At 70.8% G+C, this 25,862-nt stretch carries 21 protein-coding genes; 11 read left to right on the top strand and 10 right to left on the bottom strand.

Features of this window, described 5'->3' with window-relative positions:
* Window positions 1-25 precede the first annotated feature (25 nt).
* From ACGFJ7_RS18225 to ACGFJ7_RS18210, 4 genes are all read left to right on the top strand, one after another.
* The gene (locus ACGFJ7_RS18225) at window positions 26-841 is read left to right on the top strand and encodes an SAM-dependent methyltransferase (RefSeq protein WP_360250245.1); all 816 of its coding nucleotides are present in this window, start codon (window positions 26-28) and stop codon (window positions 839-841) included.
* Between the two features lie 38 nt (window positions 842-879).
* Window positions 880-2,541 carry a putative bifunctional diguanylate cyclase/phosphodiesterase gene (locus ACGFJ7_RS18220; protein ID WP_392642782.1) on the top strand — a complete coding sequence of 554 codons (1,662 nt, stop codon included), beginning with the start codon at window positions 880-882 and terminating at the stop codon, window positions 2,539-2,541.
* Between the two features lie 143 nt (window positions 2,542-2,684).
* Window positions 2,685-3,149: an RICIN domain-containing protein gene (locus ACGFJ7_RS18215; RefSeq protein WP_360250239.1), complete on the top strand. Its 465-nt coding sequence runs from the start codon at window positions 2,685-2,687 to the stop codon at window positions 3,147-3,149.
* 72 nt (window positions 3,150-3,221) lie between these two features.
* Window positions 3,222-4,061 carry a hypothetical protein gene (locus ACGFJ7_RS18210; RefSeq protein WP_392642781.1) on the top strand — a complete coding sequence of 280 codons (840 nt, stop codon included), beginning with the start codon at window positions 3,222-3,224 and terminating at the stop codon, window positions 4,059-4,061.
* 96 nt (window positions 4,062-4,157) lie between these two features.
* Here ACGFJ7_RS18210 and ACGFJ7_RS18205 read toward each other — a convergent pair whose 3' ends face one another.
* Complete coding sequence (locus tag ACGFJ7_RS18205; RefSeq protein WP_392642780.1) at window positions 4,158-4,706, bottom strand: hypothetical protein; 549 nt, start codon at window positions 4,704-4,706, stop codon at window positions 4,158-4,160.
* Between the two features lie 290 nt (window positions 4,707-4,996).
* Here ACGFJ7_RS18205 and ACGFJ7_RS18200 point away from each other — a divergent pair, with 290 nt between their 5' ends.
* From ACGFJ7_RS18200 to ACGFJ7_RS18190, 3 genes are read left to right on the top strand one after another with little or no spacing between them, the layout of a single operon-like run.
* Window positions 4,997-5,533 carry a GNAT family N-acetyltransferase gene (locus ACGFJ7_RS18200; RefSeq protein ID WP_360250230.1) on the top strand — a complete coding sequence of 179 codons (537 nt, stop codon included), beginning with the start codon at window positions 4,997-4,999 and terminating at the stop codon, window positions 5,531-5,533.
* 60 nt (window positions 5,534-5,593) lie between these two features.
* Window positions 5,594-6,655, top strand: a complete 1,062-nt coding sequence (gene chvE / locus ACGFJ7_RS18195; RefSeq protein ID WP_392642779.1) for a multiple monosaccharide ABC transporter substrate-binding protein — start codon at window positions 5,594-5,596, stop codon at window positions 6,653-6,655.
* Window positions 6,652-8,244 (top strand): methyl-accepting chemotaxis protein, encoded by a 1,593-nt coding sequence (locus ACGFJ7_RS18190; protein WP_392642778.1) that lies wholly within the window; start codon window positions 6,652-6,654, stop codon window positions 8,242-8,244. Before chvE ends, ACGFJ7_RS18190 begins: the two co-directional genes overlap by 4 nt.
* Here ACGFJ7_RS18190 and ACGFJ7_RS18185 read toward each other — a convergent pair whose 3' ends face one another.
* The 5 genes from ACGFJ7_RS18185 to ACGFJ7_RS18165 all read right to left on the bottom strand — a co-directional run bounded on the left by ACGFJ7_RS18185 (window position 8,245) and on the right by ACGFJ7_RS18165 (window position 15,523).
* Window positions 8,245-11,220 carry an alpha-mannosidase gene (locus tag ACGFJ7_RS18185; protein WP_392642777.1) on the bottom strand — a complete coding sequence of 992 codons (2,976 nt, stop codon included), beginning with the start codon at window positions 11,218-11,220 and terminating at the stop codon, window positions 8,245-8,247. It lies immediately after the preceding gene.
* A 1-nt stretch (window position 11,221) separates the two neighbouring features.
* Window positions 11,222-12,451 (bottom strand): glycosyl hydrolase, encoded by a 1,230-nt coding sequence (locus ACGFJ7_RS18180; RefSeq protein WP_392642776.1) that lies wholly within the window; start codon window positions 12,449-12,451, stop codon window positions 11,222-11,224.
* Between the two features lie 33 nt (window positions 12,452-12,484).
* The gene (locus ACGFJ7_RS18175; protein WP_360250215.1) at window positions 12,485-13,324 is read right to left on the bottom strand and encodes a carbohydrate ABC transporter permease; all 840 of its coding nucleotides are present in this window, start codon (window positions 13,322-13,324) and stop codon (window positions 12,485-12,487) included.
* Complete coding sequence (locus ACGFJ7_RS18170; protein WP_392642775.1) at window positions 13,321-14,199, bottom strand: carbohydrate ABC transporter permease; 879 nt, start codon at window positions 14,197-14,199, stop codon at window positions 13,321-13,323. Before ACGFJ7_RS18170 ends, ACGFJ7_RS18175 begins: the two co-directional genes overlap by 4 nt.
* 61 nt (window positions 14,200-14,260) lie before the next feature.
* Window positions 14,261-15,523 (bottom strand): extracellular solute-binding protein, encoded by a 1,263-nt coding sequence (locus tag ACGFJ7_RS18165; protein WP_360250209.1) that lies wholly within the window; start codon window positions 15,521-15,523, stop codon window positions 14,261-14,263.
* A gap of 158 nt (window positions 15,524-15,681) precedes the next feature.
* Here ACGFJ7_RS18165 and ACGFJ7_RS18160 point away from each other — a divergent pair, with 158 nt between their 5' ends.
* Window positions 15,682-16,704 (top strand): LacI family DNA-binding transcriptional regulator, encoded by a 1,023-nt coding sequence (locus tag ACGFJ7_RS18160; RefSeq protein ID WP_360250206.1) that lies wholly within the window; start codon window positions 15,682-15,684, stop codon window positions 16,702-16,704.
* 98 nt (window positions 16,705-16,802) lie between these two features.
* Window positions 16,803-18,020 (top strand): M50 family metallopeptidase, encoded by a 1,218-nt coding sequence (locus ACGFJ7_RS18155; protein WP_392642774.1) that lies wholly within the window; start codon window positions 16,803-16,805, stop codon window positions 18,018-18,020.
* Between the two features lie 339 nt (window positions 18,021-18,359).
* On the opposite strand, the gene ACGFJ7_RS18150 is transcribed toward ACGFJ7_RS18155, so the two are convergent.
* Together ACGFJ7_RS18150 and ACGFJ7_RS18145 are read right to left on the bottom strand one after the other, a co-directional pair.
* Window positions 18,360-19,316 carry a histidine kinase gene (locus ACGFJ7_RS18150; RefSeq protein ID WP_392642773.1) on the bottom strand — a complete coding sequence of 319 codons (957 nt, stop codon included), beginning with the start codon at window positions 19,314-19,316 and terminating at the stop codon, window positions 18,360-18,362.
* Between the two features lie 12 nt (window positions 19,317-19,328).
* On the bottom strand, window positions 19,329-20,237 hold the full coding sequence (locus ACGFJ7_RS18145; RefSeq protein WP_392642772.1) for a phosphotransferase enzyme family protein: 909 nt from the start codon (window positions 20,235-20,237) through the stop codon (window positions 19,329-19,331).
* Window positions 20,238-20,254: 17 nt separating this feature from the next.
* Between ACGFJ7_RS18145 and ACGFJ7_RS18140 the strand changes: the two genes are divergently transcribed.
* On the top strand, window positions 20,255-20,806 hold the full coding sequence (locus tag ACGFJ7_RS18140) for a class I SAM-dependent methyltransferase (RefSeq protein WP_360250197.1): 552 nt from the start codon (window positions 20,255-20,257) through the stop codon (window positions 20,804-20,806).
* A 109-nt stretch (window positions 20,807-20,915) separates the two neighbouring features.
* Window positions 20,916-24,464 carry a S8 family serine peptidase gene (locus ACGFJ7_RS18135; protein ID WP_392642771.1) on the top strand — a complete coding sequence of 1,183 codons (3,549 nt, stop codon included), beginning with the start codon at window positions 20,916-20,918 and terminating at the stop codon, window positions 24,462-24,464.
* 14 nt (window positions 24,465-24,478) lie between these two features.
* On the opposite strand, the gene ACGFJ7_RS18130 is transcribed toward ACGFJ7_RS18135, so the two are convergent.
* Both ACGFJ7_RS18130 and ACGFJ7_RS18125 read right to left on the bottom strand, forming a co-directional pair.
* A complete protein-coding gene (locus ACGFJ7_RS18130) occupies window positions 24,479-24,973 on the bottom strand; it encodes a sigma-70 family RNA polymerase sigma factor (protein WP_360250192.1) in 495 nt (164 codons plus the stop codon).
* 3 nt (window positions 24,974-24,976) lie between these two features.
* On the bottom strand, window positions 24,977-25,858 hold the full coding sequence (locus ACGFJ7_RS18125) for an alpha/beta fold hydrolase (protein ID WP_392642770.1): 882 nt from the start codon (window positions 25,856-25,858) through the stop codon (window positions 24,977-24,979).
* Between the last annotated feature and the right edge of the window lie 4 nt (window positions 25,859-25,862).

Below are 25,862 nucleotides of genomic sequence, written 5' to 3'. Positions count from 1 at the left end.
CCGGGAGCCGAGCGTGGGGGCGAGCATGACCGAGTCGTACGGATGGGTGCCGGAGGGTGTGGACATCACCGTGCCGGATGCGTCGCGGGTGTACGACTACACGCTCGGCGGGGTGCACAACTTCGCCGTCGACCGGGAGTTCTGGCAGCGGGTGGAGACGATGTTCCCCGAGGCCCGCCTGGTGGCGCGGGCCAACCGGGCGTTCCTCGGGCGGGCCGTGCGGTGGCTGAGCGCGCGCGGTGTGCGGCAGTTCCTCGACATCGGGTCGGGCATCCCCACGCTCGGCAACGTGCACGAGGTCGCGCAGGAGGCCGACCCCGAGGCCCGGGTCATGTACGTCGACATCGACCCGATCGCCGTGCAGCAGAGCCGGAGTCTGCTCGCCGGGAACCCGTACGCCAAGGTCATCGAAGCCGATCTGCGCAAGCCGGACGGCATCCTGTACCACCCGGACGTTCTCGACCTGTTCGACTTCTCCGAGCCGGTCGCCGTGCTCACCGTGGCCGTGCTGCACTTCGTGCCCGGCGAGGCCGACCCGGCCGGCATTCTGCGGCGGCTCGGGGAGCCGCTCGTCTCCGGAAGCTATCTGGTCGTCTCGCACCTCGGGCCGGAGGTGACACCGGAGGGCCGCGAGGCGCAGGAGAGGGCCCGCAAGCTGTACGAGAACACGCCCACCCCGGTTGTGATCCGTACCGGGGACGAGATCGCCGCCCTGATCGGCGACGAGTTCGAGATCGTCGAGCCGGGTGTGGTCAGCGCGACCGAGTGGCACGCCGATCCGGACGAGGCCGGTGATCCACCGCAGCACACCGCTCTCGTCGTGCTCGCCCGCAAGAAGTGACCGGGCGGGATCCCCTGGCGGGGATCACTGACGATTGGTTGCGCGGGGTCGTCGCGGCCGGCTTCGTTCCCGGTGTACGGTCCCGGGCCCGCGCCGCCCTGCGGGACCTGCTGGAGGAGTTCGTCGCGGCCGTGCGGGCGGAACCGTTCGACCCGTCCCGCGGCGCCCGTATCGGCGCCGAACTGGTCGACCTGCGCATGTCCGCGCCGCCGGTGCTGGGAACGACGGTGACGTTGTTCGCCGGCCGCCTGCCGGCCGCGATGGGCGGGCCGGCCGGCGATGAGACCCGGCAGCGAACGGCCGCGAGGGGCGGCCCGGCCGGCGATGAGAGTCGGCAGCGAACGGCCGCGATGGGCGGGCCGGCCGGGGATGAGACGCGGCAGCGGATCATGGCGCTGTTGGGGACGCTGAGCACCGGGTTCGTGGCGGCCCAGCGTGATGCCGCGCTGCGGGCGGCGGAGGAGATGAACCGGGCCGAGAAGATTCACTGGCGGGGCGTGCAGGCCGATCTGCAGCGGCGTCTGCAGCAGGCCCTGCTGCACCGGCCCGACACCGGACTGCCCAACGAGCAGTACCTGCGCAAACATCTGGCCGAGACGATCGCCGGCCGGGGCGGTGAACGGCTGGGTTTGTGCCTGGTGAGCCTTGACCGGTACGACGAGGTGACCGACACCCTGGGGCACGAGAACGGCGTTCTGCTGCTGGCCGAGGTGGCCCGGCGGCTGCGCCCACTCGGCTTTCTCGCCCATCTGGCCGACGACCAGTTCGCGATTCTGCTCGTCGGCACGGGCGGGGTGGACGACGTCCTGAAGGTCGCCGACCGGGTGTCGCGGCTGCTCGCGCACGAGGTGGCGGTGACCGCGGGCGTGGTGGAACGCGCGGCCGCCGGCACCGACCCCGACGGCTGGCTCCACGACGCCCGCCTGGCGCTGCGCTGGGCCACCCAGGACAACGCCCGTCCTGGTGTCTTCGAAGCGGGGCGGGCCGAGGACGACCGGCGGCGGCACCGGGTGGCCGCCACGATTCCGGCGGCGCTCGCGGCGGGGGAGTTCACCCTGCGGTATCAGCCGCTGGTGCGGCTCGCCGACCGGGCCGTGATCGGGGTCGAGGCCCTGGCCCGCTGGCACCGGCTCGAACCCCGGCAGTTCATCCCGATGGCCGAGCGGACGGGCGTCATCCACGAGCTCGGCCGCCACCTGCTCGAGCGGGCCTGCCGGGCCGGCGCCGCCCGGGAGGGCCTGCGGATCAGCGTGAACGTGTCGCCGGTTCAGCTGGCCGCGCCGGGTCTGGTCGCCACCGTCGCCGATGTCCTGCACCGCACCGGTCTGCCCGCCGGCCGCCTGCAACTGGAGATCACCGAGACGGCCGCCGTCATCGAGCACCGGGCGGTCCTGGACCGGCTCGCCGGCCTCGGGCTGCGGCTCGCCCTGGATGACTTCGGCACCGGCTACGCCAGCCTGGCCGAGCTTGTCACCCTCCCGTTCGCCGAGGTGAAGCTGGCCGCCGAATTCCTCGCCGTCCCCCGTTCCGGGACCGCGGAGGTTTTGCGCGGCGTCGTCGGGCTGTGTCACGCGCTCGGCGTGACTGTCACCGCCGAGGGCATCGAGACGGCCGAGCAGGAGCGGGTTCTGCGCGAGGCCGGCTGTGACCACGGGCAGGGCTTTCTCTTCGGGCGGCCGGAGGACGGCCTCCCTTCCTGACCGCCCCGGAGGTGGCCTGTCCGCCATCCGACATCGGGGCCGTTCGCCGGATTCGGCGGCGCGCTGGGAATATGTTGAATTCGCAATCCCGGGAAGAACGAAGCCGCGGCGAAAACCTGTCCTTTCGAGATCGGGAAAACGCCATGAAAACTCATTCCATTCTGCGCCGTCTCGCCGTGGTGGTCTCGGCCGCCGTCCTCGTGATCGCGCCGGCCACAGCGGCTCAGGCCGCCACCATCACGTTCCGCAGCGAGCTCAACCACAAATGTCTGGAACTGTACAACTTCAACAATGCCAACGGCGCCGACGTGGTCACCTGGCAATGCTGGGGCGGCGCGAACCAGGGGTGGTACTGGGACGGGCAATACATTCGTAACGCGATGAACAACAAATGCCTGGAGATCTACGGATTCAACGGTGACAACGGCGCGAAGGTGGTGCTCTGGGACTGCTGGGGCGGCGCCAACCAGAAGTGGTACCGCGACGGCAAACAGATCCGCAGCGTGATGAACCACAAGTGCCTGGAGATCTACGCGTTCAACGCCAACAACGGTGCCAAGGTCGTGACCTGGGACTGCTGGGGCGGCGCGAATCAGCAGTGGTATTAGAACCACAGCGGCCAGGGAGGCGGACCGGCACCGTCTCCCTGGCGTTCGCCCCCGGTCGATACGGTGGGCCGCGTGGTGCGACGTGCGGTGGTCCTGCTGGTCCTGCTGGCGGCTCTGACCGGTTGTCAGACCGACGGGGAGAAGGAGGCGGCCGTACGGTCGGAGATCTTCGCCGCGATGAAGTCGGTGCCCGGCGTTCAGCGTTCCGCCGTCGAGACCAAGACCGGTGACGACGGGGTCGAGGTGAACGCGGAGGTGACCGTGAAGCCGGCCGACGGTCAGGTCGCCGAGACCGTCAAGCGGGTCCGGGCGGTGCTGGCCGAACCTTCGGACGTTCACGGGGTGTCGCTCAAGCTCTCCGTGCTTCGCGGTGCGAACGAGCATGACGGGCGCTGGTACGACGGGACGGCCGCGGCCGGCCAGTTCGACCGGCAGGCCGACCTGTGGGGCCGGACGATCGAGAGCGGCGACTACCGCCGGGTGGGCGTGATGTCGCAGTCCACGACCCGGTTCTTGATCTTTGCGCAGGGCTGGGTGGGTGATGCGGCGAGCCGGCCCACCGCCTCCGTCGCGTACCGCAAGATGGTGGAACTCAGCGTGAGCGCCGGTCTCAGCCCGGCCGATCTGAACGTGTCCGCCGCGCCCACCGAGCAGGTCAGGGTGGAGAGTGACGGCACCGAGGCGCTGCCCGAGCCGCTGCTGGTCGCGGCCGAGAAACTCGGGTCGGCGCCGGCGCTGTGGGTGCTGCGCCGCCGTACCGGGCCGCATCTTCAGGTCCGCCTCTACGGACCGGTGACTCCGCGGGATCGGGAGCGGGTCATCGGCACTCTCCGTGAGGCCGGGCTGCTCGGAGCGGATCTTGAGGTGTACGAGGGGACGGGCACCGCGAAGCGGCTCTGGCCCGCCGCCTGAGGCCCGCCGCGCGCCGGGCCCACAGGTCGGCGACGAGCGTCGCCGACCGTCAGGAACTGCCGGTCGGCGGGGGTCGCCGTTGATCCCGTCGCCTGGTCAACTGCTGTGCAGGGCGGTCCGGATGGTTGCGCCGATCGGCGAGGGCTCGGCGTCGGTCACGCGCAGCACGTAGGGGCCGAGCCAGAGGTCGTCGCTCGGGTCGAGCGGCGGCTGCGCCATGAAACGAGGGTGCTTGCCATGGTGCGGCTGGGCGGCGTGCACGAGGAACGGGTGGCACAGGAAGACGTCACCGGTGCGGCCGGTGGCCACAGTGACAGCCCGATGCTCCGAGGCCGCCGCCACTTCGGAAGCTACCGTCATCATCGGGGTGCCGCGTTCGCCGTACGGGGCGAGGACCGGCGGCACGTCCATGTGAGACCCCACGCGGATCCGGGTCGGTGCGTCGTTTCCGCCGACGTCGGTGAAAAGGAAGAGCATGAGCAGCGCCCGGCCGGTGGTGTGCACGTTGACCCAGTTGCCGGATTCACCGGGTGGCTGGTAGCTGCCCTCGATGTGCCATCCGGCGTCGTCCGGCTCCTCATCGTGCGGAAACCGCAGGGGGAAGGAGCCGAGCGACTCGCGTGGTTTCCAGCGCCGCGGTGACATCCGGCGGCACCGCCTGCTCCATTTTGATGAACCCATCGGTCATGAAGCGCTTGATCGACTCGCTGTCCATCCGGACAACATCGCCAAGGGGCGGTCGGGCGTCAACCGGATTTTCAGAGAAGTGAGCTTCCCGGCGGACACGAATTCTTCCCGGAATCATCGGTAAAAGGGACGATGGAAATGAAGGGTCACCATTCACAGGTTCCGCGCAGTGGGGACACGCGCCATTCCTGTGGCGCGATGTGAAAACCGGTTGCCGGAGCGGGAGACGGGCGAGGAGGCTGTCCGCCATGCTGCCACCCGAGACCATCGACGCCGGCGAGATCGTGCTCCGGCGCTGGGCGCCCGAGTTCGCCGAGGAAGCCACCGCCGCCGTCCGCGAGTCGCTGCCCGAACTGGCGCCTTTCATGCCGTGGGCGTCGGGCGCCTACGACGACGACGCCTCCCGCGACTTCATCAAGAGGTCGGCCGAGAAATGGGAGACGGCGACCGAGTTCAACTACGCCATCTTCACCCCGGCCGGCGAACTCGCGGGCTCGATCGGCTTGATGACCCGGCGCGGACCGGGCCAGCTGGAGATCGGCTACTGGATGCGGACGCGCTTCGCCGGTCGTGGCCTGATGACCACCGCGGTGCGCGCCCTCAGCGAGGTCGGTCTCACCCTCCCGGGCGTCGATCGGCTGGTCATCCTGCACGACGCCGCCAACGGCGCTTCGGGGGCGGTCGCCGCCAAGGCCGGCTTCACCGAGGTCGAGCGGGTGGCCCGCGAGCCGGAGGCTCCCGGCGAGACCGGCGTCGACGTGGTCTGGGAGCGACAAGCCGCTTAACGCTCAGCGATCAGGCGAACCGGCCGAACAGGGCAACGAGCCCTACAACGGGAGGCCGGGATGTTCAGGCGCGGTGCGGCGTTGATCGCCGCCTTTCTGCTGGCGGGTGTCTCCGCATGCGCCGGCGACGAGATCGACGCCGGGGCGGCGCCCGATCCGGGGACCATCGGGATCGCCCTGCCGACCAAGGACAGCGCCCGCTGGATCGCCGACGGCGACAACATGGTCAAGCAGTTCGAGGCGCTCGGTTACAAAGCCGATCTGCAGTACGCCGACAACAACGTCGGCACGCAGCAGGACCAGCTCGACGCGATGATCGCCGCGGGGGACCGCGCGCTGGTCATCGGCTCGATCGACGGCACACAGCTCAAATCGCAGCTGGCGGCCGCGCACGACAAGGACATCCCGGTGATCTCGTACGACCGGCTGATCCGGGAGTCGGCGAACGTCGACTACTACGCCAGTTTCGACAATTTCAAAGTCGGGGTGCTGCAGGGCCGTACGATCGTCAATCATCTCGGTCTGGCCAAGGCGAAACGCACGTACCGGATCGAGCTGTTCGCCGGTTCGGCCGACGACAACAACGCCCGGTTCTTCTTCAACGGCGCGATGAGCGTGCTGAACCCGTACCTCAAGAACGGGAATCTGACCGTGCCCAGCGGCCAGAAACAGTTCGCGCAGGTGACCACGCCGCAGTGGGACGGCAAGCTCGCGGCGGCCCGGATGGAAAAGCTGATCAAGGCGAACGACGTCACCCTCGACGCCGTTCTCTCGCCCTACGACGGGATTTCCCGCGGCATCATCGAGACGTTGCAGAAATACAAGAAGAAGGTGCCCGTCGTCACCGGGCAGGACGCCGAACTCGACTCGGTCAAGCTCGTCAAGCAGGGCGTGCAGACCCAGACGGTCTACAAGGACACCCGCGAGCTGGCGAAGGTGACCGTGCAGATGACCGACAAGGTGCTGACCGGCGAGACCCCCGACATCAACGACACCAAGACGTACGCCAATGGGGTTAAGGTCGTCCCGGCGTTTCTGCTCCAACCGGTCAGCGTCGAGAAGGCCAACCTGAAAACGGTCCTGATCGACGGCGGCTACTACAAGGAATCGGACTTGGCGTGAGCCGTTTTCAGACGAGGCTCGCCGCGGCGTTCCTCGACCGCCCCGTAGCTGTCAAGTTGACCGGCCTGGTCGTCGTGAGCCTCCTGGGCCTGATCACCTGCCTGTGCGTCAGCACCTGGTCGTCGTGGCAGGCCAACCGCACCGCCGAACGCCTCCAGCGGCTCAACCTGGCCGGCACGTACGTGTTGCAGCTCGACCGGATGGCCAGCGAGCTCAAGGCCAGCGGCCTGCAGGCGATCGTGCGCGAGAAACCGGCCGACCAGGCCGGCGAGCTCGACGATCAGATCGACCGGACCAAGGGCCTGCTGACCGATCTGGCCGCGATCGAGCTGCCCGCCGGCCAGGCGGCGACAGTGTCGAAGCTGACCACGGTGTACGACGAGTACATCGACGTCATCACCCGCTACGTGGCCGGCGCCGGCAGCGACCCGCAGACGGCCCGGCTCGGCTGGGCCCAGATCGGCGTCGACAACTACCTCGTGTCGGCCGTGCTGGAGAACGCGCGCAACGAGTTCGCCCGGGTCGTGTCCGCGGCCGAGAAGTCGTCGGCCGCCCAGCGCGCCGACGGCAACCACGTGATGTGGGTGGCGGTCGGCCTGGCCTCGCTGGTGGTGATCGCGCTGGCCTGGATCGTGGTCATCTCGGTCACCAAGCCGCTGGTCCGGGTGCGCCGGGCGTTGCAGGGCCTGGCCCGCGGCGACCTGACCGTCACGGCCGACGTGACCACCCGCGACGAGGTCGGCCTGATGGCCCACGACCTCGACACCGCCCTGGCCGACCTGCGCGGGGTGGTGAGCGCGGTGACCGGCGCGGCCGGCGAGGTGTCCGGCGCGTCGGCCCGGATGTCGTCGACCTCGGAGTCGATGACCGGCGCCATCACCGAGACCGCCCGGCAGAGCGAACTGGTGGCCGAGACGGCCTCGGTCGTCTCGCTCAACGTGCAGACGGTGGCGGCCGGCGCCGAACAGATGGGCGTGGCCATCACCGAGATCGCGGAGAGCGCGGCCGAGGCGGCCCGGGTCGCCTCGCAGGCGGTGTCGATCGCGGAACGCACGACCGAACAGGTCGGCAAGCTCGGCGACTCGTCGGCCGAGATCGCCACGGTCATCCGGGTGATCACCTCGATCGCCGAGCAGACGAACCTGCTGGCGCTGAACGCGACGATCGAGGCGGCCCGCGCGGGCGAGAGCGGCAAGGGCTTCGCCGTGGTGGCCGGGGAGGTCAAGGAACTGGCTCAGGAGACGGCCCGCGCCACCGAGGACATCTCCGCCCGGGTGCAGCAGATCCAGACCGACACGGCCGGCGCGGTCGAGGCGATCAGCGAGATCACCTCGGTCATCACCCAGATCAACGACTTCCAGACGACCATCGCCAGCGCCGTCGAGGAACAGACGGCCACCACCTCGGAGATGAACCGCGGCGTGGCCGCGGCCGCCGAGGGCATCGGCGGCATCGCCGCCAACATCGACGGCCTGGCCGGCGCCTCCCGCGTGACGAACGACGGCGTCGCGCAATCACGCGACGCCGTCACCGAACTGAGCGAAACGGCCCACCGGCTGCAGACGCTGGTGGGCCACTTCCGCGTGTGACTACAAGGACAGGCGGATGGTCCGCACCTCGAACGGGGTGAGGGTCAGCGTCAGCGCGTCCCCGGAACCCTGGAGGGGGCGCTCCAGCAGCGTGACCTCCTGGGCCGCGGTGAAGTCGGCGTGGACGTGCAGCGTGCCGGTGGTCCGGCGGCCGCGGGACTCGTAGAGGCGGACGATCAGGTCGCCGCTGCGGTCGTCGGCCAGCTTCACGCCCGAGATGACGATGCCGTCGCCCTCGGCCGAGACCAGCGGCTCGAAGCCGTGGGCGCCGGTCACCGCGCGTGCGGGCAGGTTCATCGCGATGCCGGCCTCGGTCGCCTCGGCGACGCCGGCCCCGATGACCAGGCCGTACGCGCAGGTCTGCGGGCCCTGGTCGGTCTCCGGGTCGGGGAAGCGCGGCGCCCGCAGCAGCGACAGCCGCACCGTCGTGGTGACCCCGTGCTCCTCGGTGGAGTCGCGCGTCTGGTCGTATCCGTACGTCGAGTCGGTGATCAGCGCGGCCCCGAAGCCGGGCTCCTCGACGAGCACGTAGCGGTGCATGGAGGCCTCGAACTTGGCCGCCTCCCAGCTCGTGTTCGTGTGGGTGACCCGCTTCTGATAGCCGAACTGGGTCTCGGCGGCGACGTGCTCGGCCTGGATGGCGAACGGGAACGCGACCTTCAGGAACTTCTCGGTCTCGTGCCAGTCGGCCTCCTGGTCGATGCGCAGCGTCCGGCTGCCCGGGGCCAGGGTGAGCGTCTGCTTCACCGTCGACTTCGAGAACTCCCGCACGATGGTGACGTGCGCGCCGTTGGCGTCCTGGCTGAACTCCAGCGACGACAGCGACCGCAGATCGGTCACCTTGTTGCGGTAGAAGCGGTCCACGTCCCAGGCGTCCCACTGGTTCGGAAAATCCTGGTGCAGCTGCAGAAGGTTGGCCTCCTGCCCGGCCGCGATCGTCTCGCGCCCGGTCGCCAGGTCCACCGCCGAGGTGATCAGGCCCTCGTCCGAGACGGTCACCGACACGATGCCGTTCGACAGCACGTTGCCGTCGATCGAAACCTCGCCCGAAGCGGGTGACGCGGGAGCCGCCGAGAGAGCCGGAACACCGTCGCGAGCGAACGGCGCCGGGTTCAGGACGATCGCCGACGAACCCTCGCCGACGAGCGCGGCCTGAGCCTCGGCGATGATCGCCTCGGTGGCGACCCGGATTCGCTCGTACGTGGCCACGGCCTCCCGGTGCACCCAGGCGATCGACGTCCCGGGCAGGATGTCGTGGAACTGGTGCAGCAGTACCTCCTGCCACAGCGCGTCGATCTTCTCGTACGGGTAGGGCGCGCCCGCGCGTACGGCCGCGGTCGCCGCCCACAGCTCCGCCTCGATGAGCAGGTGCTCGCTGCGCCGGTTGCCCTGCTTGGTCTTGTGCTGGCTGGTCAGCGTGGCCCGGTGCAGCTCCAGGTAGAGCTCGCCCACCCACACGGCGGGGTTCGGCAGCTCGGCCCGCGCCTTGTCGAAGAACTCGTTCGGGTGCTCCCACTCGACGGTGGCGCTGCCCTCCAGCGAGCGCAGCCGGCGCGCCTTGCCGGCCATCTCGCGGGTCGTGCCGCCGCCGCCGTCGCCCCAGCCGACGGGGGCCAGCGACCGCGACGCGAGCCGGCTCTCGCGGAACTGGTTGGTGGCCTTGGACAGCTCCAGGCCGGACAGCTGAGAGTTGTAGGTGTCCATCGGCGGGAAGTGGGTGAAGACCCGCGAGCCGTCGATGCCCTCCCACAGGAAGGTGTGGTGGGGGAACTTGTTCACCTGGTTCCAGGAGATCTTCTGCGTGAAGAACCACTGGAAGCCGGCCCGGCGGATCAGCTGCGGCAGCGCGGGGGAGTAGCCGAAGCTGTCCGGCAGCCACACGCCCTGCGACTCGACGCCGAACTCCTCGCGGAAGAACCGCTGCCCGTACGTGAACTGGCGGACCAGCGCCTCACCGGTCGGCATGACGGTGTCGCTCTCGACCCACATGCCGCCGAGCGGAATGAACCGTCCTTCCCCGACGGCCTTGACGACCCGCTCGAACACCTCGGGGCGGTGCTGCTTGAGCCAGGCGTACTGCTGGGCGCTGGACATGCCGTACTTGAAATCGGGGTCGAGACCGATCAGCTCGGTCATGCCGGCCGCGGTCCGGGCCACCTTGCGGATGGTTTCGCGGACCGGCCACAGCCAGGCCGAGTCGATGTGCGCGTGCCCGATCGCCGACAGGTGGTGCGCGCTCCGCTCGGCCGGGGAGGAGAGGACCTCTTCCAGCTCGGCGCGGGCGGCCGCCGCGGTACCGGAGATGTCCTGCAGGTCGAGCACGTCCAGGGCGTTGTCGAGGGCCTGGAGGATGCGCATCCGGCGCGGCGCGGTCGCCGGCAGGTATGCCTGAAGCTCGAGCAGGACCTCGACGTCGAGGGCGAGCTCGTACGTCTGCTCGTCGAACAGGGCCAGGTCCATGCGCCGGGTCGTGTAGAGCGGCCGCGGCGAGGAGGTCTGGATGTCGCCTTCCTGGGTGGGCAGGAAGGGGTGGTAGTCGAGCAGGACCGGGTTGGCCGCCGCCTCCAGGTAGAGCTCGACGGTCTCGCCGTCGCCGACCGGGATCCACTGGTTACGCGGGTTGATCGACTTCACCGGGCTGCCGTCGGGGCGGTAGACCAGCGCCTCGCACTGGAAGCCGGGCATGTTGATGTCGAAGCCGAGGTCGACCACGGCCTCGACGTGGCGTCCGCGCCACTCGGCCGGGACGGTGCCGCGCAGCCGGAACCAGGTGGTGTTCCAGGCCGGGCCCCAGGGCGTGCCGACGGTGTAGGGCTGGTACGACAGGGCCAGGCCCTCGGCGGGCGGGATGGGCTCGCCGGGCAGGGCGTGGACCTCGACCTCGAACGGCACGCTGCCGGTGTGGATGGCGGGCCGGATGCGCTCGGCCAGGACGCGGGTCGCGCGTCCCACGGTGAGCGGGATGTCGTCGTGCATGTCAGGGCCTTTCGAGTGGACGGCGGAGTTCGGTGATGCCGCGGGCGGAGAGCAGTTCGGCGTCGCCGGCCTTGGACGCGAGGACGATCTGCGGGCCGGCGCCGTCGCCCGCCAGGTCCAGCCACGAGCGGTAGAACTCGCGGGTGGGCCCGGAGGCGGCACGGTATCCGGGAACGGTGTCGTCGAGCACAAGCGCCATCGATTGTTCCACCGTGTGGGATTCCTTGCGAATCTGTTCGATCGTCGCGGCGAAACGCTCACCGGTCGGCTTGACGCGGCCGTCGCTGGTGATCAGGCCCAGGTCGTACTCGAGCTCGGGGAAGTCGAGCAGGTCGCGCGAGACGTCGTGCGAGCACCACCAGGTGATGCCGGACAGCTCCGGGATCCGCGCGACGTGCCGCAGGGTGGCCTCGAGGAAGTCCGGGGCGTCGGCCTCGGCCACCACGTTGGTCGGCGCGCCGACCTCCTGCAGCCACACCGGCCGGGCGGCGTCGGTGTGCCAGGCGGCGGCGAGCCGGCAGAGATATTCGGCGTGCCGTACGGAACCCTCACCCATCCCGCCGTGGGTCTGCGCGGCGCCGTTGAACACCCACGAGTGCACCACCGTCTCGTCGCCGTGGGCCACGGCGTGCGCCGGCCCGAACGGCTGGGTGTCGTCGTACCAGGCGGCGTCGTACATGGCGTGGGTGACCACCGTGCCCGGCCCGGCCTCGTCCCGGATGGCCCCGGTCAGCCGCGACAGCCAGATCCCGGCGCCCTCCTCGGTGACCGGGTGCGGGAACGGGTGCGGCGCGGCCGCGAACTGATTGGTCTCGTTGCCGACGGTCACCCCGAGCAGGTTGGGCCGGTCGGCCACGGCGGCGGTAAGCCGGCGCAGGTAGTGCGCGGTCGAGGTGACCACGTCGGGATCGGTGAACATGTTGCGGCGGTGCCAGCTCGACAGCCACGCCGGCACGAAGTCGAAGCTGGACAGGTGGCCCTGCAGGCCGTCGACGTTGACGTCCAGGCCGCACTCGGCGGCCAGGTCCACGACCGTGACCACGTCGGCCAGCGCGCGCGGGCGGATCAGGCCGCGGTTGGGCTGCACGTGCGGCCACAGCGGCATGAGCCGGATGTGGTCGACGCCGAGCGCCGCGATCGCCTCGAGGTCCTTCTTTGTCGAGCGTGGGTCGAAGTCCAGCCAGGAGTGGAACCAGCCGGCCGAGGGGGTGTAGTTGACGCCGTATCTCATGGTGCGCTTTCTCTCGGTTTTACAAGGACGGGGTCAGCCCTTCACCCCGCCCTCCTCGACGCCCTTGAAGAAGTAGCGCTGCAACGCGCTGAACAGGATCGCGATCGGGATGAAGGCGATCATCGTGCCGGCCGCGATCAGGCGCTGGTCCTGGGTGAACGTGCCGGACAGGTATTGCAGGCCCACCGTCAGCGTGTACTTCTCGGGTGAGGTCAGCACGATCAGCGGCCACAGGAAGTCGTCCCAGGCCTGGATGAACGCGAAGATGGCCACGACCGCGAGGGTTCCCCGTACGGCCGGAAGCGAGACCCTCAACAGCCGCTGCGGGACCGTGGCGCCGTCCATGACGGCGGCCTCGTCGATCTCCTGCGGCAGCGAGCGGAACGCGTTGAACATCAGCAGCACGTTCAGCGCGGCCACCATGCCCGGCAGGGCGACGCCGATCAGCGTGTCGGCCAGGCCCAGGTCACGGACCGTCACGTACTGCGAGATGATCGTGACCTCGCCGGGCAGGATGAGCGTGGCCAGGAACAGGCCCAGCACGATCTTGCGGCCGCGGAAGCGCAGCCGGGCGATCGCGTAGCCGGCGGCGGTGGCGAACAGGATGTTGCCGCCCACGGTCAGCACGGCCACCAGCAACGAGTTGCCGATGTAGCGCCAGACCGGGATGGCCTCGGCCACCTGGCTGTAGTTGTTCAGCGTCGGCTCGTGCGGGATGAAGCTCGGCGTCCGCGTGTAGATGTCCTCGCCGGCGCCCTTGAGCGAGGTGGACAGCTGCCACAGGAACGGGCCGACCGTGATGAGCAGGACGAACAGGAGCAGGACGTAGCGCAGGACCTTCTCGCCGGTCGAGGGCTCGCCGATCTTCTTCACGAGTCACTCCGGTTGTTGAGGCGCGCGAGGACCACCATCGGGACCACGGTGACGACGAACAGCAGCACGCTCAGCGCGGAGGCGTACCCGAGGTTGCCGTAGAACCCGCCCGCGTACTGCTGGATCAGCATGACCAGGGACTGGTCCTTGCCACCCGGACCGCCCTTGCCGCCGGTCAGGATGTAGAGCTCGGAGAAGACGCGCAGCGCGGCGACGCTGGTCAGAACGGCGACGAGAAACATGGTTCCCCGTACGCCCGGGACCGTGACCGTGAGGAACCGGCGCACCGGGCCGGCGCCGTCGATGGCCGCCGCCTCGTGCAGGTCCTTGCGGACGTTACCCAGCGCGGCCAGGTACACGATCATGTAGTAGCCGAGGCCCTTCCAGACGGTCAGGCTGATCGCGCTGATCAGCACCAGCCAGCGGTCGGTCAGAAACGGCACCGGTCCCTGAATGATGTGCAGCCACCGGGCCAGGTTGTTGATCAGGCCGCGGTCGTCCAGCAACCAGGTCCACATCAGGCCGACCACCACCGCGCTGGCGATGACCGGCACGTAGAAGGCGGTGCGGAAGAAGGCGATGAACGGCAGCTTGCGCTCGACGAGCACGGCCAGCAGCAGCGGCAGGATCGTCAGCAGCGGCAGGCAGATGGCCATGTAGATCGCGCTGTTGAGCAGGGCGGTCCAGACCTGGCTGTCGTGCAGCAGCTCGGTGTAGTTGCCGACGCCGACGAAGTCGGTGTCACCGCCCAGCGGCTTGGCGTCGGTGAACGAGAGCCGCAGGGTGTTGATGGAGGGCCAGACGCTGAACACCAGCAGAAAGGCCAGCGCCGGAAGGGTGAGAACCCACGGCGTGAACCAGCGATGTGTCTTCACAAGATCTCCTCGGGGGTGGCGGCCGGCGCTATCGGGGGGACCCACCGGCCGCCACCGGTCCTCACTGCTTGGCCAGCAGCTGGTTCATCCGGGCCACGGCGTCGTCGAGAGCCTTCTTGCTGGTTTCGTCGCCCTTGACCGCGAGCGCGATCTGCTGGTCGAGCAAGGTCTGCATGTCCGAGTTGACCTCGTACGGGATGAGGTTCTTGGCGTCCTTGAGCTCGCTGAAGGCGAGCGAGCGGGCCTTGCCGCCCGGGGTGCCGTCGTCCTTGCCGAAGTAGCTGTCCTGCTCGGACGCGATGGTCGACGGGAAGACGTTGACGATGTGGCCGAACTTGTTCTGGTTGTCGGCGTTGGTGATCCACTCGGCGAACGCCTTGGCCGTCGCGGGGTGCTTGCTCTTGGCCGACACGCTCACGCCCTGCACGTACAGCGGAGGGGTGTCCAGGGCCTTGCTGACCGCGATCTGGCCCTTGAGGCTCGGGTTGTCCTTCTCGAAGTCGGCCAGGCCGGTGGCGCCGCCGGTCGTCCAGGCCACCTTGCCCTGGGTGAACAGCTTCGAGTTGCCCTGGTAGTCGCTGTTGAGCACGCTCGGCGGCATGTAGCCCTTGGCGTACGCGTCGCGGTACTGGTCGACCAGCGCGGCCGCCTGGTCGGTGTTGAAGACGAAGCTCTTGCCGTCGTCGCTGACGATCGGGATGCCCGCGCGCACGAAGTCCGACACGTCGGGCTTACGGCTCATCAGGTAGTCGTCCGGGCACCTGGCCTTCATGGTCGCGGCCTGGGTGAACAGCTCCTGCGTGGTGGCCGGGGGCTTGTCGGCGTCGAGGCCGCACGCCTTGAACTGCTTGGCGTTCCAGTAGTCGAGGTCGGTGTTGAGATACCAGGGGTAGCCGTAGACCCCGTCGACACCCTTGAACTTGTACGCGTCGACCGCGCCCTGCACGTACGTCTTGGACAGGTCGTTGTCCTTGCTGACATCGACCAGCAGGTCCTGGCGCGCGAGCGGCAGCGCGAAGTCCGGCGGCAGGTTGACCACGTCGGGCAGCGTGTTCGAGGAGGCCTGCGCGAGGACCTTCTCCGAGTAACCGTCGCCCGGCTGGTCGAGCAGCTTGACGCTGGTGCCCGGGTACTTCGCCTGGAAGCCGGCGATGACCCCGTTGAGGTAGTCGGTGAACTTGGGCGTCAGGGCCCAGGTCTGCAGCGTGATGCTGCCGGTGATCTCGTCGCTCTTGGCGCTGTCGCCGTCGCCGCCACCGCAGGCGGCGGTCAGTCCGAGGGACAGAGCCGCCACGGTGGCGACGGCTGCTTTCGTGATTCGCATGGTGGTGAAGCTCCTGAGCCTTAGGTCGGCGTCGACCAGGAAACGTCGGCGAAACATCATCGTGAGTAACTAAAGCGCTATAGTCAACGCTTCATGTTCTTTTTGTTTTCTACACCCGCTGCTGGCTAAACCGCTATAGCTGCGGTAGCGTGCGCGACGTGGGTAACAGGCCGACCATCGCCGACATCGCCAAGCGCGTGGGCGTCTCGCCGGGCGCCGTCTCGTTCGCGCTCAACGGACGGCCGGGTGTCAGCGAGCAGACCCGCGCGCGCATCCTCGAGGTGGCCCGCGAGATGAACTGGCGGCCCCACCGGGCCGCCCGCGCGCTCGGCGGCGCCCAGGCCGGCGTCGTCGGCCTGGTCCTCGCCCGCGACCCGCGCACGCTGGGGTCCGAACAGTTCTACACCCAGATCCTGTACGGCATGCAGGACGTGCTCTCGGCCCACTCGTCGGCCGTGCAGATGCAACTCGTCCGCGACACGGCGGCCGAGATCGACCTGTACCGGCACTGGGCCTCCGAACATCGCGTCGACGGCCTGGTCCTGGTCGACCTCCAACTCGACGACCCGCGCATCGCGGTCGTGCGTGAGCTGGGCCTGCCCGCCGTCACCCTGGGCCTGCCCGGCGAACCCGACCAGCTGCCGAGCGTGTGGGCCGACGACGCCGAGGCGATGACCACGATCGTCGACTACCTGGCCGCCCTCGACCACCGGCGGATAGCCCACGTGGCCGGCCCGCCGGTCTACCAGCACACGGCCCGGCGCGCGGCGGCGCTGCGCGCGCAGGTGTCCGAGCGGGGCCTGCACGCGGGAGAGTCGGTGCCGACCGACTTCAGCGACGCCCAGGGCGCGGCGGCCACCCGGGCCCTGCTGTCCCGGGCCGACCGCCCCACGGCGATCGTCTACGACAGCGACCTGATGGCGGCGGCCGGCCTCGGCGTGGCCCTGGAGATGGGCATCGAGGTGCCCCGCCAGCTGTCGATCGTGTCCTTCGACGACTCGGTGCTGACCCGCATCGTCCACCCGGCCCTGACCTGCCTGTCCCGCGACACGCACGCCCTGGGCGCCCAGGTCGCCACGACCCTGCTGGAGGCCATCGCCGACGCGTCGTCGCGGGTGAGCGTCCGCACCGAGACCCCACGCCTGGTCGTGCGGGGCAGCACCGCCCGCCCGGCCGGCTGAGCTTTCCTCTCGCCGAGGCGCGCCCCGCCCCCCTTTCGGGCGCGCCTCGGCCCATATTCGTCCTTTTAGGTAGGCCCCGGCCGCGTAGGATGCGGCGCGTGACGGCTTACCTCGTCGGAGTGGCGCTGTTCCTGCTCGCCCTGACCCTCTCGGTCGCCCTGCACGAGGTGGGCCACATGGTCACGGCGCGCGCGTTCGGCATGAGGGTGCGCCGCTTCTTCGTCGGCCGGGGCCCCACCCTCTTCTCCGTCAAAAGAGGCGAGATCGAGTACGGCGTGAAGGCCCTACCCATCGGCGGCTTCTGCGACATCGCGGGCCTGACCGCCCTCGACGAGCTGACCCCCGAGGAACGCCCGCGCGCGATGTGGCGCTTCCCGGCCTGGAAACGTACGGTCGTGATGGCCTCGGGTTCGGTCGTGCACCTGCTGATCGCCCTGGTCGTCCTCTACACCATGGCCATCACCAGCGGCCTGCCCAACCTCCACCCGTCCGACGACCCGATCGTCGCCTCGACCACGTGCGTCCCCACCACCGCGACCTGCCCCGCCACCGCCACCGCCACTGCCACCGCCACCGTGACCTGCCCCGCCACCGTGACCTGTCCCGCCGCCGAGGCCGGCCTGCGCCCCGGCGACCGGATCGAGGCCGTCGCCGGCAAACCGACCCCCCAGTGGAACGACGTCCTCATCGCCGTCCGGGCCGCCGCCGGCCCGACCCCGCTCACCGTCCGGCGGGGCGCCGAGACGCTGACCCTCACGGTCGACGTGGCCCGGGTCGCAAGCCCCGACGGCGAGATCGGCATGATGGGCGCCACCGCCCAGCAGCCGCCGGCCTACCTGCGCTACGACCCACTGGCCGCGACCGGCGCCACCATGTCCTTCACCGGCGACATGGTCGCGAACACGGCCACCCAGCTGGCCGCCTTCCCGCAACGCCTCCCCTCGGTGCTCGAAGCCATCACCGGCGGCGAACGGCACCCCGACACCCCGATCAGCATGGTCGGCGCCAGCCGCCTGGGCGGCGAGGCGGTGGAGCGCGGCTTGTGGGAGGTCTTCCTCTTACTACTGGCCAGCCTCAACCTCTTCATGGCCGTCTTCAACCTGCTGCCGCTGCTCCCACTGGACGGCGGCCACCTGGCCATCGTCTGGTACGAACGAGCCCGCGACACCATCCGCCGCCGCCGGGGCCGAGCAGCCGCCGGCCCGGTCGACTACACGAGGCTGTTCCCGATAACCCTGGCCGCCCTCCTGATAGGCGGCGCCGTCATGCTGCTGACAGTCACGGCCGACCTGGTAAACCCGATCCACCTCTCCTGACCCCCGCCGGTTCGAGCCACGCGCGGCCCGCTCACCCACTCCACCACCGAACCACCCGCGCCCCGCTGCCGATGCCGGCGCGATAGCCGCCCGAGCTGCTCACCCATCGCGTCCACCGCCGTTCTGAACTGCCCACCCATCGCGTCCACCGCCGTTCTGAACTGCTCAGCCATCGCGGGCACCGCCGTCGCGTTCCCCGGCTCCACCAGGGCGGCCGAAGAAGGCCGCCACCGCAACGAGATACCGGCCGGCCCTCCGTGTAGCGCCCACTCTCACGCGAATGCTGAACGTCGTCCGCCATATCACCTTCGGCGGTCCGGACAGCCGGCTCGAACCAAGTCATTCATGGCCGAGCTCACCATCGTGACCGGCTTTGCCGTCGCCGCCGTCGTCCGGCCGGGTGCGCCGGGCCTGGTCGACCGCGGCCAGCCCGTCGGCCGCCTCCGCGGCCACCGCGAAGCCGTCCTCGTTCCTGAAGAGCACCCGCAAGCCCATCCGCACCAGATCCTGGTCGTCGGCGATCAGCACGGAGATCACGGCGCCTCCCGACGCGAACGCGGCCGCGGCGCGACCAGCGCCGGCGGGGTTGGCGGTGGGGTGGGTCGGCGGGGCGAGGGTGCGAGGCAGGACGGCGTGGACGGTGAAGGTGGAGGGCCAGGTGGCGGTGGCGGGCGGGGTGGAGGTGGCGGGCGGGGTGGCGTGGACGGCGAGCCCTCCACGGCCAGCGTCACCGACACCCCGGCCGCGCGCAGGCGGTCGCACAGCGCCTCGGCGCCGGCCAATCCGGGGGAAGGGGTCACGCCGGCCAGGGTGGCGCGCAGTTCTTCCAGCGCCACGCACGCCGCCGCGCTGATCGCGGTCAGGGCCTCGTGGGCCAGGGCGGGGCGGGTGTCGCGCAGGCGGAGGGCGATGCATCTGGATGGCGGCCAGGCCGTGGCCGACCACGTCGTGGACCTCCTGGGACAGGCGCAGGCGTTCGGCGTCGGCTGTCCGCCGCTCCGTTGCGGCGCGCTCGCGGGACTGAGCCTCCACCACCAGGCGGCGGGCCGCGCCCAGGGTGAACGGCACGATCACGCAGGCCGTCCCGGGTACCAGGCCGACCAGGCCGGGTGGGCCGGTGAACGTGTGGACCAGCACGATGGCCAGCGCCGCGACGGCCCAGGGCAGGGCCTGGCGGAGGACGAGCCGGTGGCCCACGGCGTGGACGGCGAGGCCGAAGGACAGCAGGATCGAACTCGACCCGGGCAGCCTGGTCTTCCCGCCGATCGTGTCGCTGACCGCGCTGAGCCTCGCCACCGTCCTGTCGGTCTACAAACCGTGGGGCCGGATCGCGCCGAGGAGCCGCTGAAGCCGTTCCCGGGAGTGGAAGTCGTCCAGCACCTCGCCGATCCAGGCCGCCGCGTCCGGCCGCGCGTCGCCCCGCAGCCATCGCTCGCCGGCCAGCGCCGCGATGTGGCCGAGCTGCGCGATCAGCATCGAGAAGTCGCCGGTCCGGGTCAGCCGGGCCGGGCCGCCGGCGGCCGCGTAGGCCGACGTCAGGGCGCGGGCGCGGCCCGGGTCGGTGCGGGCGAACTCGTACAGCACGCAGGCGAGCTCCTGGGCGGGATCGGCCGGCCCGCTGTTCTCCCAGTCGATGACGCACAGTCCGCCGTCCGGCGTGGGCAGCACATTGTCGGCCCACAGGTCGCGATGGCACGTCTGCGCGGCCGCGGGCGGAGTGAGCCACCCCTCCAGCGCCACCAACTCGTCGCGCAGCGCGGCCAGCCGGCCGCCGAACGGAGCGTCCCGTAGCTCCTCGATCAGCTCGTCCCACCGGGCCGCGCCGACCGGCGCCGTGTGCCATTCCCCGGCGGGCCCTTCGGCGGGCACGAAGACCCGGTGGATGGCGGCCACCGTCGCCCCGACCAGCTCCGGGTCCGCCAGGGGATCGGGCGCGCCGAGCTCGACCCACTCGTACACCCGGATCTGGTCCTCGCCGGAGACGGCGCCGTCGACCGTGCGCCGGACGGCCGGCGCCCGGACTCCGGCCGCGCACGCCTTCTCCTGGAAGGCCGCCCCGGCCACGGAAGCCGCCTCGAACGGCACCTTGACCGCCCACCGCCCGTCCGAGGTGTCGAGCCGCCACACCTCGCCCTGCCGGCCCCGCGCGACCGGCCCGCCGGACAGCCCGCGGAAGCGGCCCAGCCCGAACAGGTCCGCGATCGCCGCACCGTCCACACAGGTACGGTATCGCCGTGAATCCGTTCCTGGGAAAGCTTTATCAGTCGGGCCTCGATCACGACGCGGCCGAGCCGGACCGGCGGCGGCGCCTGCGCAACCTCGAGCCGGCCACGGCCGAGCTGCTGGCCACCGTGGTGCGCATCGCCAAGGCGCGGGACATCGTCGAGATCGGCACCTCGAACGGCTGGTCGGCGCTCTGGCTGGCCGCGGCCGCCCGGGACACCGGCGGGCACGTCACCACCGTCGACGTCGAACAGTGGCCGGGCGTCGAGGAGAACCTGTCGGGCCAGGGCGTCGAGCGGGTCGTGGCCGACGGCGGCGCCTACCTCGCGCACCGCGACAGCGGCGAGATCGACCTGCTCTTCCTCGATGCCGAGCGGTCCGAGTACGCGTCCTGGTGGCCCCATCCGGCCCGGGTGCTCCGGCCGGGCGGGGTGCTGGCCGTCGACAACGTGCTCTCGCACCCGGACGAGGTGGCCGATTTCCTGGCCCTGGCCCAGGACCGCTTCATCGGCGGGACCGCGGCCGTCGGCAAGGGCCTGTACCTCGGCTGGCTGAAACCTTAAGGCTGGCGCATCGGCGCCATGTCGCTTTATGGCCAGTCTGTTTTTCACAACGACGTAACCAAATATCCACATGCTTCACCGCAACCCCTCGATCCACAGGAGTTGCGTCTTGTTCCACTCAGTCCTGGCGGTCGTCACGACCGCCGCCCTGGCGACGGCGCCGGCCGGTCAACCCGCGCCGGCGCCCGTCGCCGCGCCTGACGGCCAGGCCCGGACCGTCACCCTCATCACCGGCGACCGGATCACCGTGACCGGCACGGCCGTCGGCGTCGCCCGGGCCTCCGGCGGCGTCCGGATCAGCACCTTCAAGGGCGACACGTACGCCTACCCCGACGCCGCCATGCCGTACGTGACCTCGGGCCTGCTCGACGAGGACCTGTTCAACGTCACCAAGCTCATCGCCGACGGCTACGACGACGCCCGCACCGGCGCGACGCCCGTGATCGTGCAGTACGCCGGCGGGGTCGCTCCGGCCGGCAAGCAAGCGGCCGGTGTCACCGCGGTCCGGACCCTGGCCAGCATCGGCGGCGCCGCGCTGACCGTCGACCACGACACCACCGGTGACTTCTTCGGCTCCCTGGTGGCCCGCAAGGGCACCTCGATGAAGGGCGGCATCTCCCGCGTCTGGCTCGACGGGAAGGCCCACGCCGACCTGGCCGAGAGCACCGCGAAGATCGGCGCCCCCCAGGTGTGGGCCGGCGGCGACACCGGGCAGGGCGTCGCCGTGGCCGTCCTCGACACCGGGGTCGACACCGGGCACCCCGACCTGGCCGGGCGGATCGCCGAGACGGCCAGCTTCGTGCCCGGCGAGGAGGTCACCGACCGGCACGGGCACGGCACACACGTGGCCTCCACGATCGCCGGCACCGGCGCCGCCTCGGACGGCACGGAGCGCGGCGTCGCCCCCGGCGCCGAGTTGCACGTGGGCAAGGTGCTCAACGACGCCGGCGAGGGCCAGGACTCCTGGATCATCGGCGGCATGGAGTGGGCCACCCGCACGGCCAAGGCCAAGGTGGTCAGCATGAGCCTGGGCGGCGGCCCGAGCGACGGCACCGACCCGCTCAGCGAGGCGGTCGACCGGCTCAGCGCCGAGACCGGCGCCCTGTTCGTCATCGCGGCCGGCAACAGCGGCCCGGACGCGCAGACGGTCAGCGCCCCCGGCGCGGCCGACTCCGCGCTCACCGTGGGCGCTTCCGACAGCCGGGACCGGCTGGCCGTCTTCTCCAGCCGCGGCCCGCGGGTCGAGGACAACGCCCCGAAGCCGGACCTGACCGCGCCCGGCGTGGACATCCTGGCCGCCCGCTCGCAGTACGCCCCGGAGGGCGAGGGCTCGTACCAGACGATGAGCGGCACCTCGATGGCCACCCCGCACGTGGCCGGCGCGGCCGCGCTGCTGGCCGCCGCGCACCCGGACTGGACCGGGACGCGGTTGAAGGACGCGCTGATGAGCACGTCCAAGGCGACCCCGTGGTCCCCTGTGGAGTTCGGTGGCACCGGCCGCCTCGACGCCGCCGCGGCGGTCAAGGGCACGCTCTTCGCCACCGGCACGACGTTCCACGACCTGAAGTTCCCGTACTCGCCCGGGCAGCGGGACACCCGGACCATCACCTACACCAACGCCGGTGACAAGGCCGTCACCCTCGATTTGGCGTCGACCAGCGAGGCTTTCACCCTGCCGCGCGACCAGGTCACGGTTCCCGCCCACGGCACGGCGACGGCCGAAGTGGTCGCCCCGCTCGACCCGATGCCCGACGACACGTACGCCATCGGCTCGGTGACGGCGACAAGCGCCGAGCAGACCTTGCGGACGACGGTGGGCCTCAACCGCGAGGGCGAGCGCGCGAACCTGACCGTGAACACCAAAGGCCCCGACGGCAAGCCGCTGCCCGGCGTGCTCATCGTCAAGGACGTCAAGCACGACACCGCGCCCCGCGCCTACCAGATGGAGGCGTCCGGCACGCTGACGCTGCGCCTGCCGGTCAGCACGTGGGCGATGTGGCAGTACGCCGACGTGCCGGGCATCCGCGGGCCGCACTCGCTGGGCATGGCCGTGCTGGCCGCGCCGGAGGTGGTGCTCACCGCCGACCGGAAGGTGACGCTCGACGGCACGAAGCTGGTCCCGGCCAAGGTGACCACCCCGGAGCGCACGAGCATGGCCCAGCTGCGGGCCGACGTGTTCCGCTCCTACCCCGGCAAGCACCCGTTCGGCGACGACTACGTGGTCGGCCCCAAGTACGACAGCATCTGGGCCACGCCGACCGGTAAGAAGGTCACCCAGGGCGCCTTCACCTTCGGCACCCGCTGGAGCGCCGTCCAGCCTCCGCTCGCGCTGACCGTGGGCGGCCAGGTCTTCGACGACCTGCTGTGGCAGTCGGGTTCGGCCAAGCTGCCCGACGGCGTCCGGCGCGGCCAGGCCGTCCTGGTCAAGCCGGGCGGTTCCTTCGCGGCGGCGAAGGGCAAGGTCGCTGTCGTACGTTTCGTCGACGTCGACACGGCTGTCGCCCAGGCCGCGGCCGCGGCGAAGGCCGGCGCCACCCTGCTGGTCATCGTCAACTCCGGTCAGGGCCGGCTGGACGCCTGGTGGGAGGTGGACGACCCGGTCACCCCGCTGCCCGTGGCCGCCATCGCCCGCGACGAGGGCGAGCGGCTGATCGCCCGCCTCGGCCGGGCCGACGTGAGCGTGGAGTCGCACCCCGCGCCGCACTACGTCTACGACCTGAGCAAGTGGTTCTCCGGCGCCGTGCCGGCCAGCCTCACCTGGGCGCCGAAGGCGCGCGACCTGGCCCGGGTCGAGCAGGATTTCCGTCACCGCACCGCCGGTACCGGCCTGATGGCCCGCGGTGACCTGAACGCCGATCTGGACGCCTACCTGTACGGCCCGGCGCTGACCGTTCCCGCCCAGGGCCGGCGCACCGACTGGGTCTCGGCCGGCTCCTGGATGGAGCAGGCCGGTGTCCACCCCGTCTACCAGGTCTCCGACGGGCACACCTATCCGGTCGGCCGGACCAGCCGGACGAGCTGGTTCGCCCCGGTCGCGCGGCCCCGCCTGTTCGAGCGGGGCGGCCCGGCCCGGATCGGTGAGGCCGTCGCGTTCTTCGGTCTCGCCCCGTTCGGTGACGGCGATCCGCACCACCAGGGCAGCATGGAGGAGGGCCTGACCCAGAGCACCGCGCTGTACCAGGGCGGTACCGAGCTGGCCCGGGTCGACGGGTCGTTCTTCGACGTCGTGGTCGGTGCCGGGGCGACCCCGCTGCGGCTGGTCACCGAGACGGCCCACGCCGGCACGGTCACGCCGTACAGCACGAAGACCTCGACCTCGTGGTCGTTCGTGGCGCCCGCCGTCGATCTGAGCCAGGACATCGTCGGCGAGCCGCTCGACCTCGTTCAGCTCGACTACGCGGTGGCGACCGACCTGTCCGGCCGGGCGTCCCGGAAGGCCACGCTCGGCGTGACCGCCAGCCGTCTCGACGGCACCGCGCTGCGCACGGCGGTCAAGGTCGAGGTGTCGTACGACGACGGCCGCACCTGGCGCACCCCGCGCGGCAAGCTCGACGCCCCGAGGTCGGCCGAGTACGTCAGTGTGCGGGCCACCGCCGAGGACAGGGCCACCCGCTCCGCGGTCACCCAGACCGTGATCCGGGCCTTCGGCCTGAAGTAGCCGGGCCGCACCCATTACGCCAGCGCGGCCAGCAGGGCCTTGCGGGCGTAGTGGGTGCGCGATTTCACCGTTCCGACCGGCACGCCGAGCCGGTCGGCGATCCGTTCGACCGGCTCGCCGCGCAGATAGACGTCGGCGAGCAGATTCCGGTGGGCCGCAGTGAGATTCGCGAACGCCGAGAGCATCGTGCCCGAGGCCAGCGCGGTGTCACCGGTCTCGTCCGACCCGGTCGCGGCCCACGTCAGGTCGGCCACGCCGACCTCGACCGGGCGGTGGCGCCGCGAGCGCACCGAGTCGATGACCAGCCGGCGCGCCACCGTGAACAGCCAGCGGCGCTCCTCCTCCGAGCTGGGCGGCAGTCCGTCGACGTGCCGCCAGGCCCGCACCATCGTCTCCTGGGTGAGGTCCTCGGAGGTCTGCCGCGCGCCGCGCGTCAGGTTGAGGATGAAGTGGTAGACGTCGCGGGAGTGCGCGGCGTGCAGGGCCGTCATGCGGGCGTCGGCGTCCACGGCTCACCCGGCCGCGTGGAATCGGCGCAGCTTCTCGAGGACGGCGGCCGGGTTCTCCTCCGGCAGGAAGTGGCCACCGGCCAGGCCCTCGCCGGTGACGTCGCCGGCCCAGCCGCGCCAGACCTCGAGGGGGTCGTACCAGGTGCCGACCGGGCCGCCGGCGCTCCACAGAACCTGGACGGGGCAGGCGATCCGGCGCCCGTTCGCCCGGTCCTCGTCGTCGGCGGCGCGGTCGGTGGTGGCGCCGGCCCGGTAGTCCTCGCAGATCGCCCGGACGACGCCGGGGTCGTGCACGAAGTTCGAGTACTCGGCCAAGGTGTACTCGTCGCGCTCGCGCAGCGCGCCGCCGAACTGGATGTCGAAGAAGAACCAGTCCGGGTCGTGGACGATCAGGATCTCCGGTACCGGGTACGGCTGCGCCAGCATCGCCCAGTGCCAGTAGGCCAGGGCGAAGCGGTCGTCCGCGCGCGCCCACACCTCGCCGGTCGGCACGACGTCGAGGACGGTGAGCCGCCGTACGGCCGGGGGACGGTCCAGGGCGAGCCGGTAACCGACCCGGCCGCCGCGGTCGTGCCCGGCCACGTCGAACCGGTCGTACCCGAGCTCGGCCATGAGCCCGAGCACGTCCGAGGCCATCGCCCGCTTGCTGTAGGCGTGATGTTCCGCGTCGGGCACCGGCTTGGAGCTTCCGCCATAGCCGCGCAGATCCGGCGCCACGACGGTGAAATCGCGGGCCAGTTCCCCGGCCACGGCCGACCAGCACAGGTGGGTCTCCGGGTAGCCGTGCAGCAACAGCAGCGGCGGCCCGGAACCACCCCTGCGAACCCGGAGCGTCTGGTCGCCGACCGTGATCTGCTCCAGCTCGTACCCGTCGAACCCAGGCATCGAA

Source organism: Actinoplanes sp. NPDC048988, from assembly GCF_043197815.1.
Lineage (GTDB): Bacteria > Actinomycetota > Actinomycetes > Mycobacteriales > Micromonosporaceae > Actinoplanes.
This window is presented reverse-complemented; position numbering and strand designations above follow the sequence as displayed.

What these genes read in the sequence shown, in the direction of transcription:
- ACGFJ7_RS18225 (WP_360250245.1), top strand. Translation starts at nt 26, where the DNA reads ATGACCGAGTCGTACGGATGGGTGCCGGAGGGTGTGGACATCACCGTG.
- ACGFJ7_RS18215 (WP_360250239.1), top strand. Translation starts at nt 2,685, where the DNA reads ATGAAAACTCATTCCATTCTGCGCCGTCTCGCCGTGGTGGTCTCGGCC.
- ACGFJ7_RS18205 (WP_392642780.1), bottom strand. Translation starts at nt 4,706, where the DNA reads ATGTCACCGCGGCGCTGGAAACCACGCGAGTCGCTCGGCTCCTTCCCC.
- ACGFJ7_RS18200 (WP_360250230.1), top strand. Translation starts at nt 4,997, where the DNA reads ATGCTGCCACCCGAGACCATCGACGCCGGCGAGATCGTGCTCCGGCGC.
- chvE (WP_392642779.1), top strand. Translation starts at nt 5,594, where the DNA reads ATGTTCAGGCGCGGTGCGGCGTTGATCGCCGCCTTTCTGCTGGCGGGT.
- ACGFJ7_RS18185 (WP_392642777.1), bottom strand. Translation starts at nt 11,220, where the DNA reads ATGCACGACGACATCCCGCTCACCGTGGGACGCGCGACCCGCGTCCTG.
- ACGFJ7_RS18180 (WP_392642776.1), bottom strand. Translation starts at nt 12,451, where the DNA reads ATGAGATACGGCGTCAACTACACCCCCTCGGCCGGCTGGTTCCACTCC.
- ACGFJ7_RS18165 (WP_360250209.1), bottom strand. Translation starts at nt 15,523, where the DNA reads ATGCGAATCACGAAAGCAGCCGTCGCCACCGTGGCGGCTCTGTCCCTC.
- ACGFJ7_RS18125 (WP_392642770.1), bottom strand. Translation starts at nt 25,858, where the DNA reads ATGCCTGGGTTCGACGGGTACGAGCTGGAGCAGATCACGGTCGGCGAC.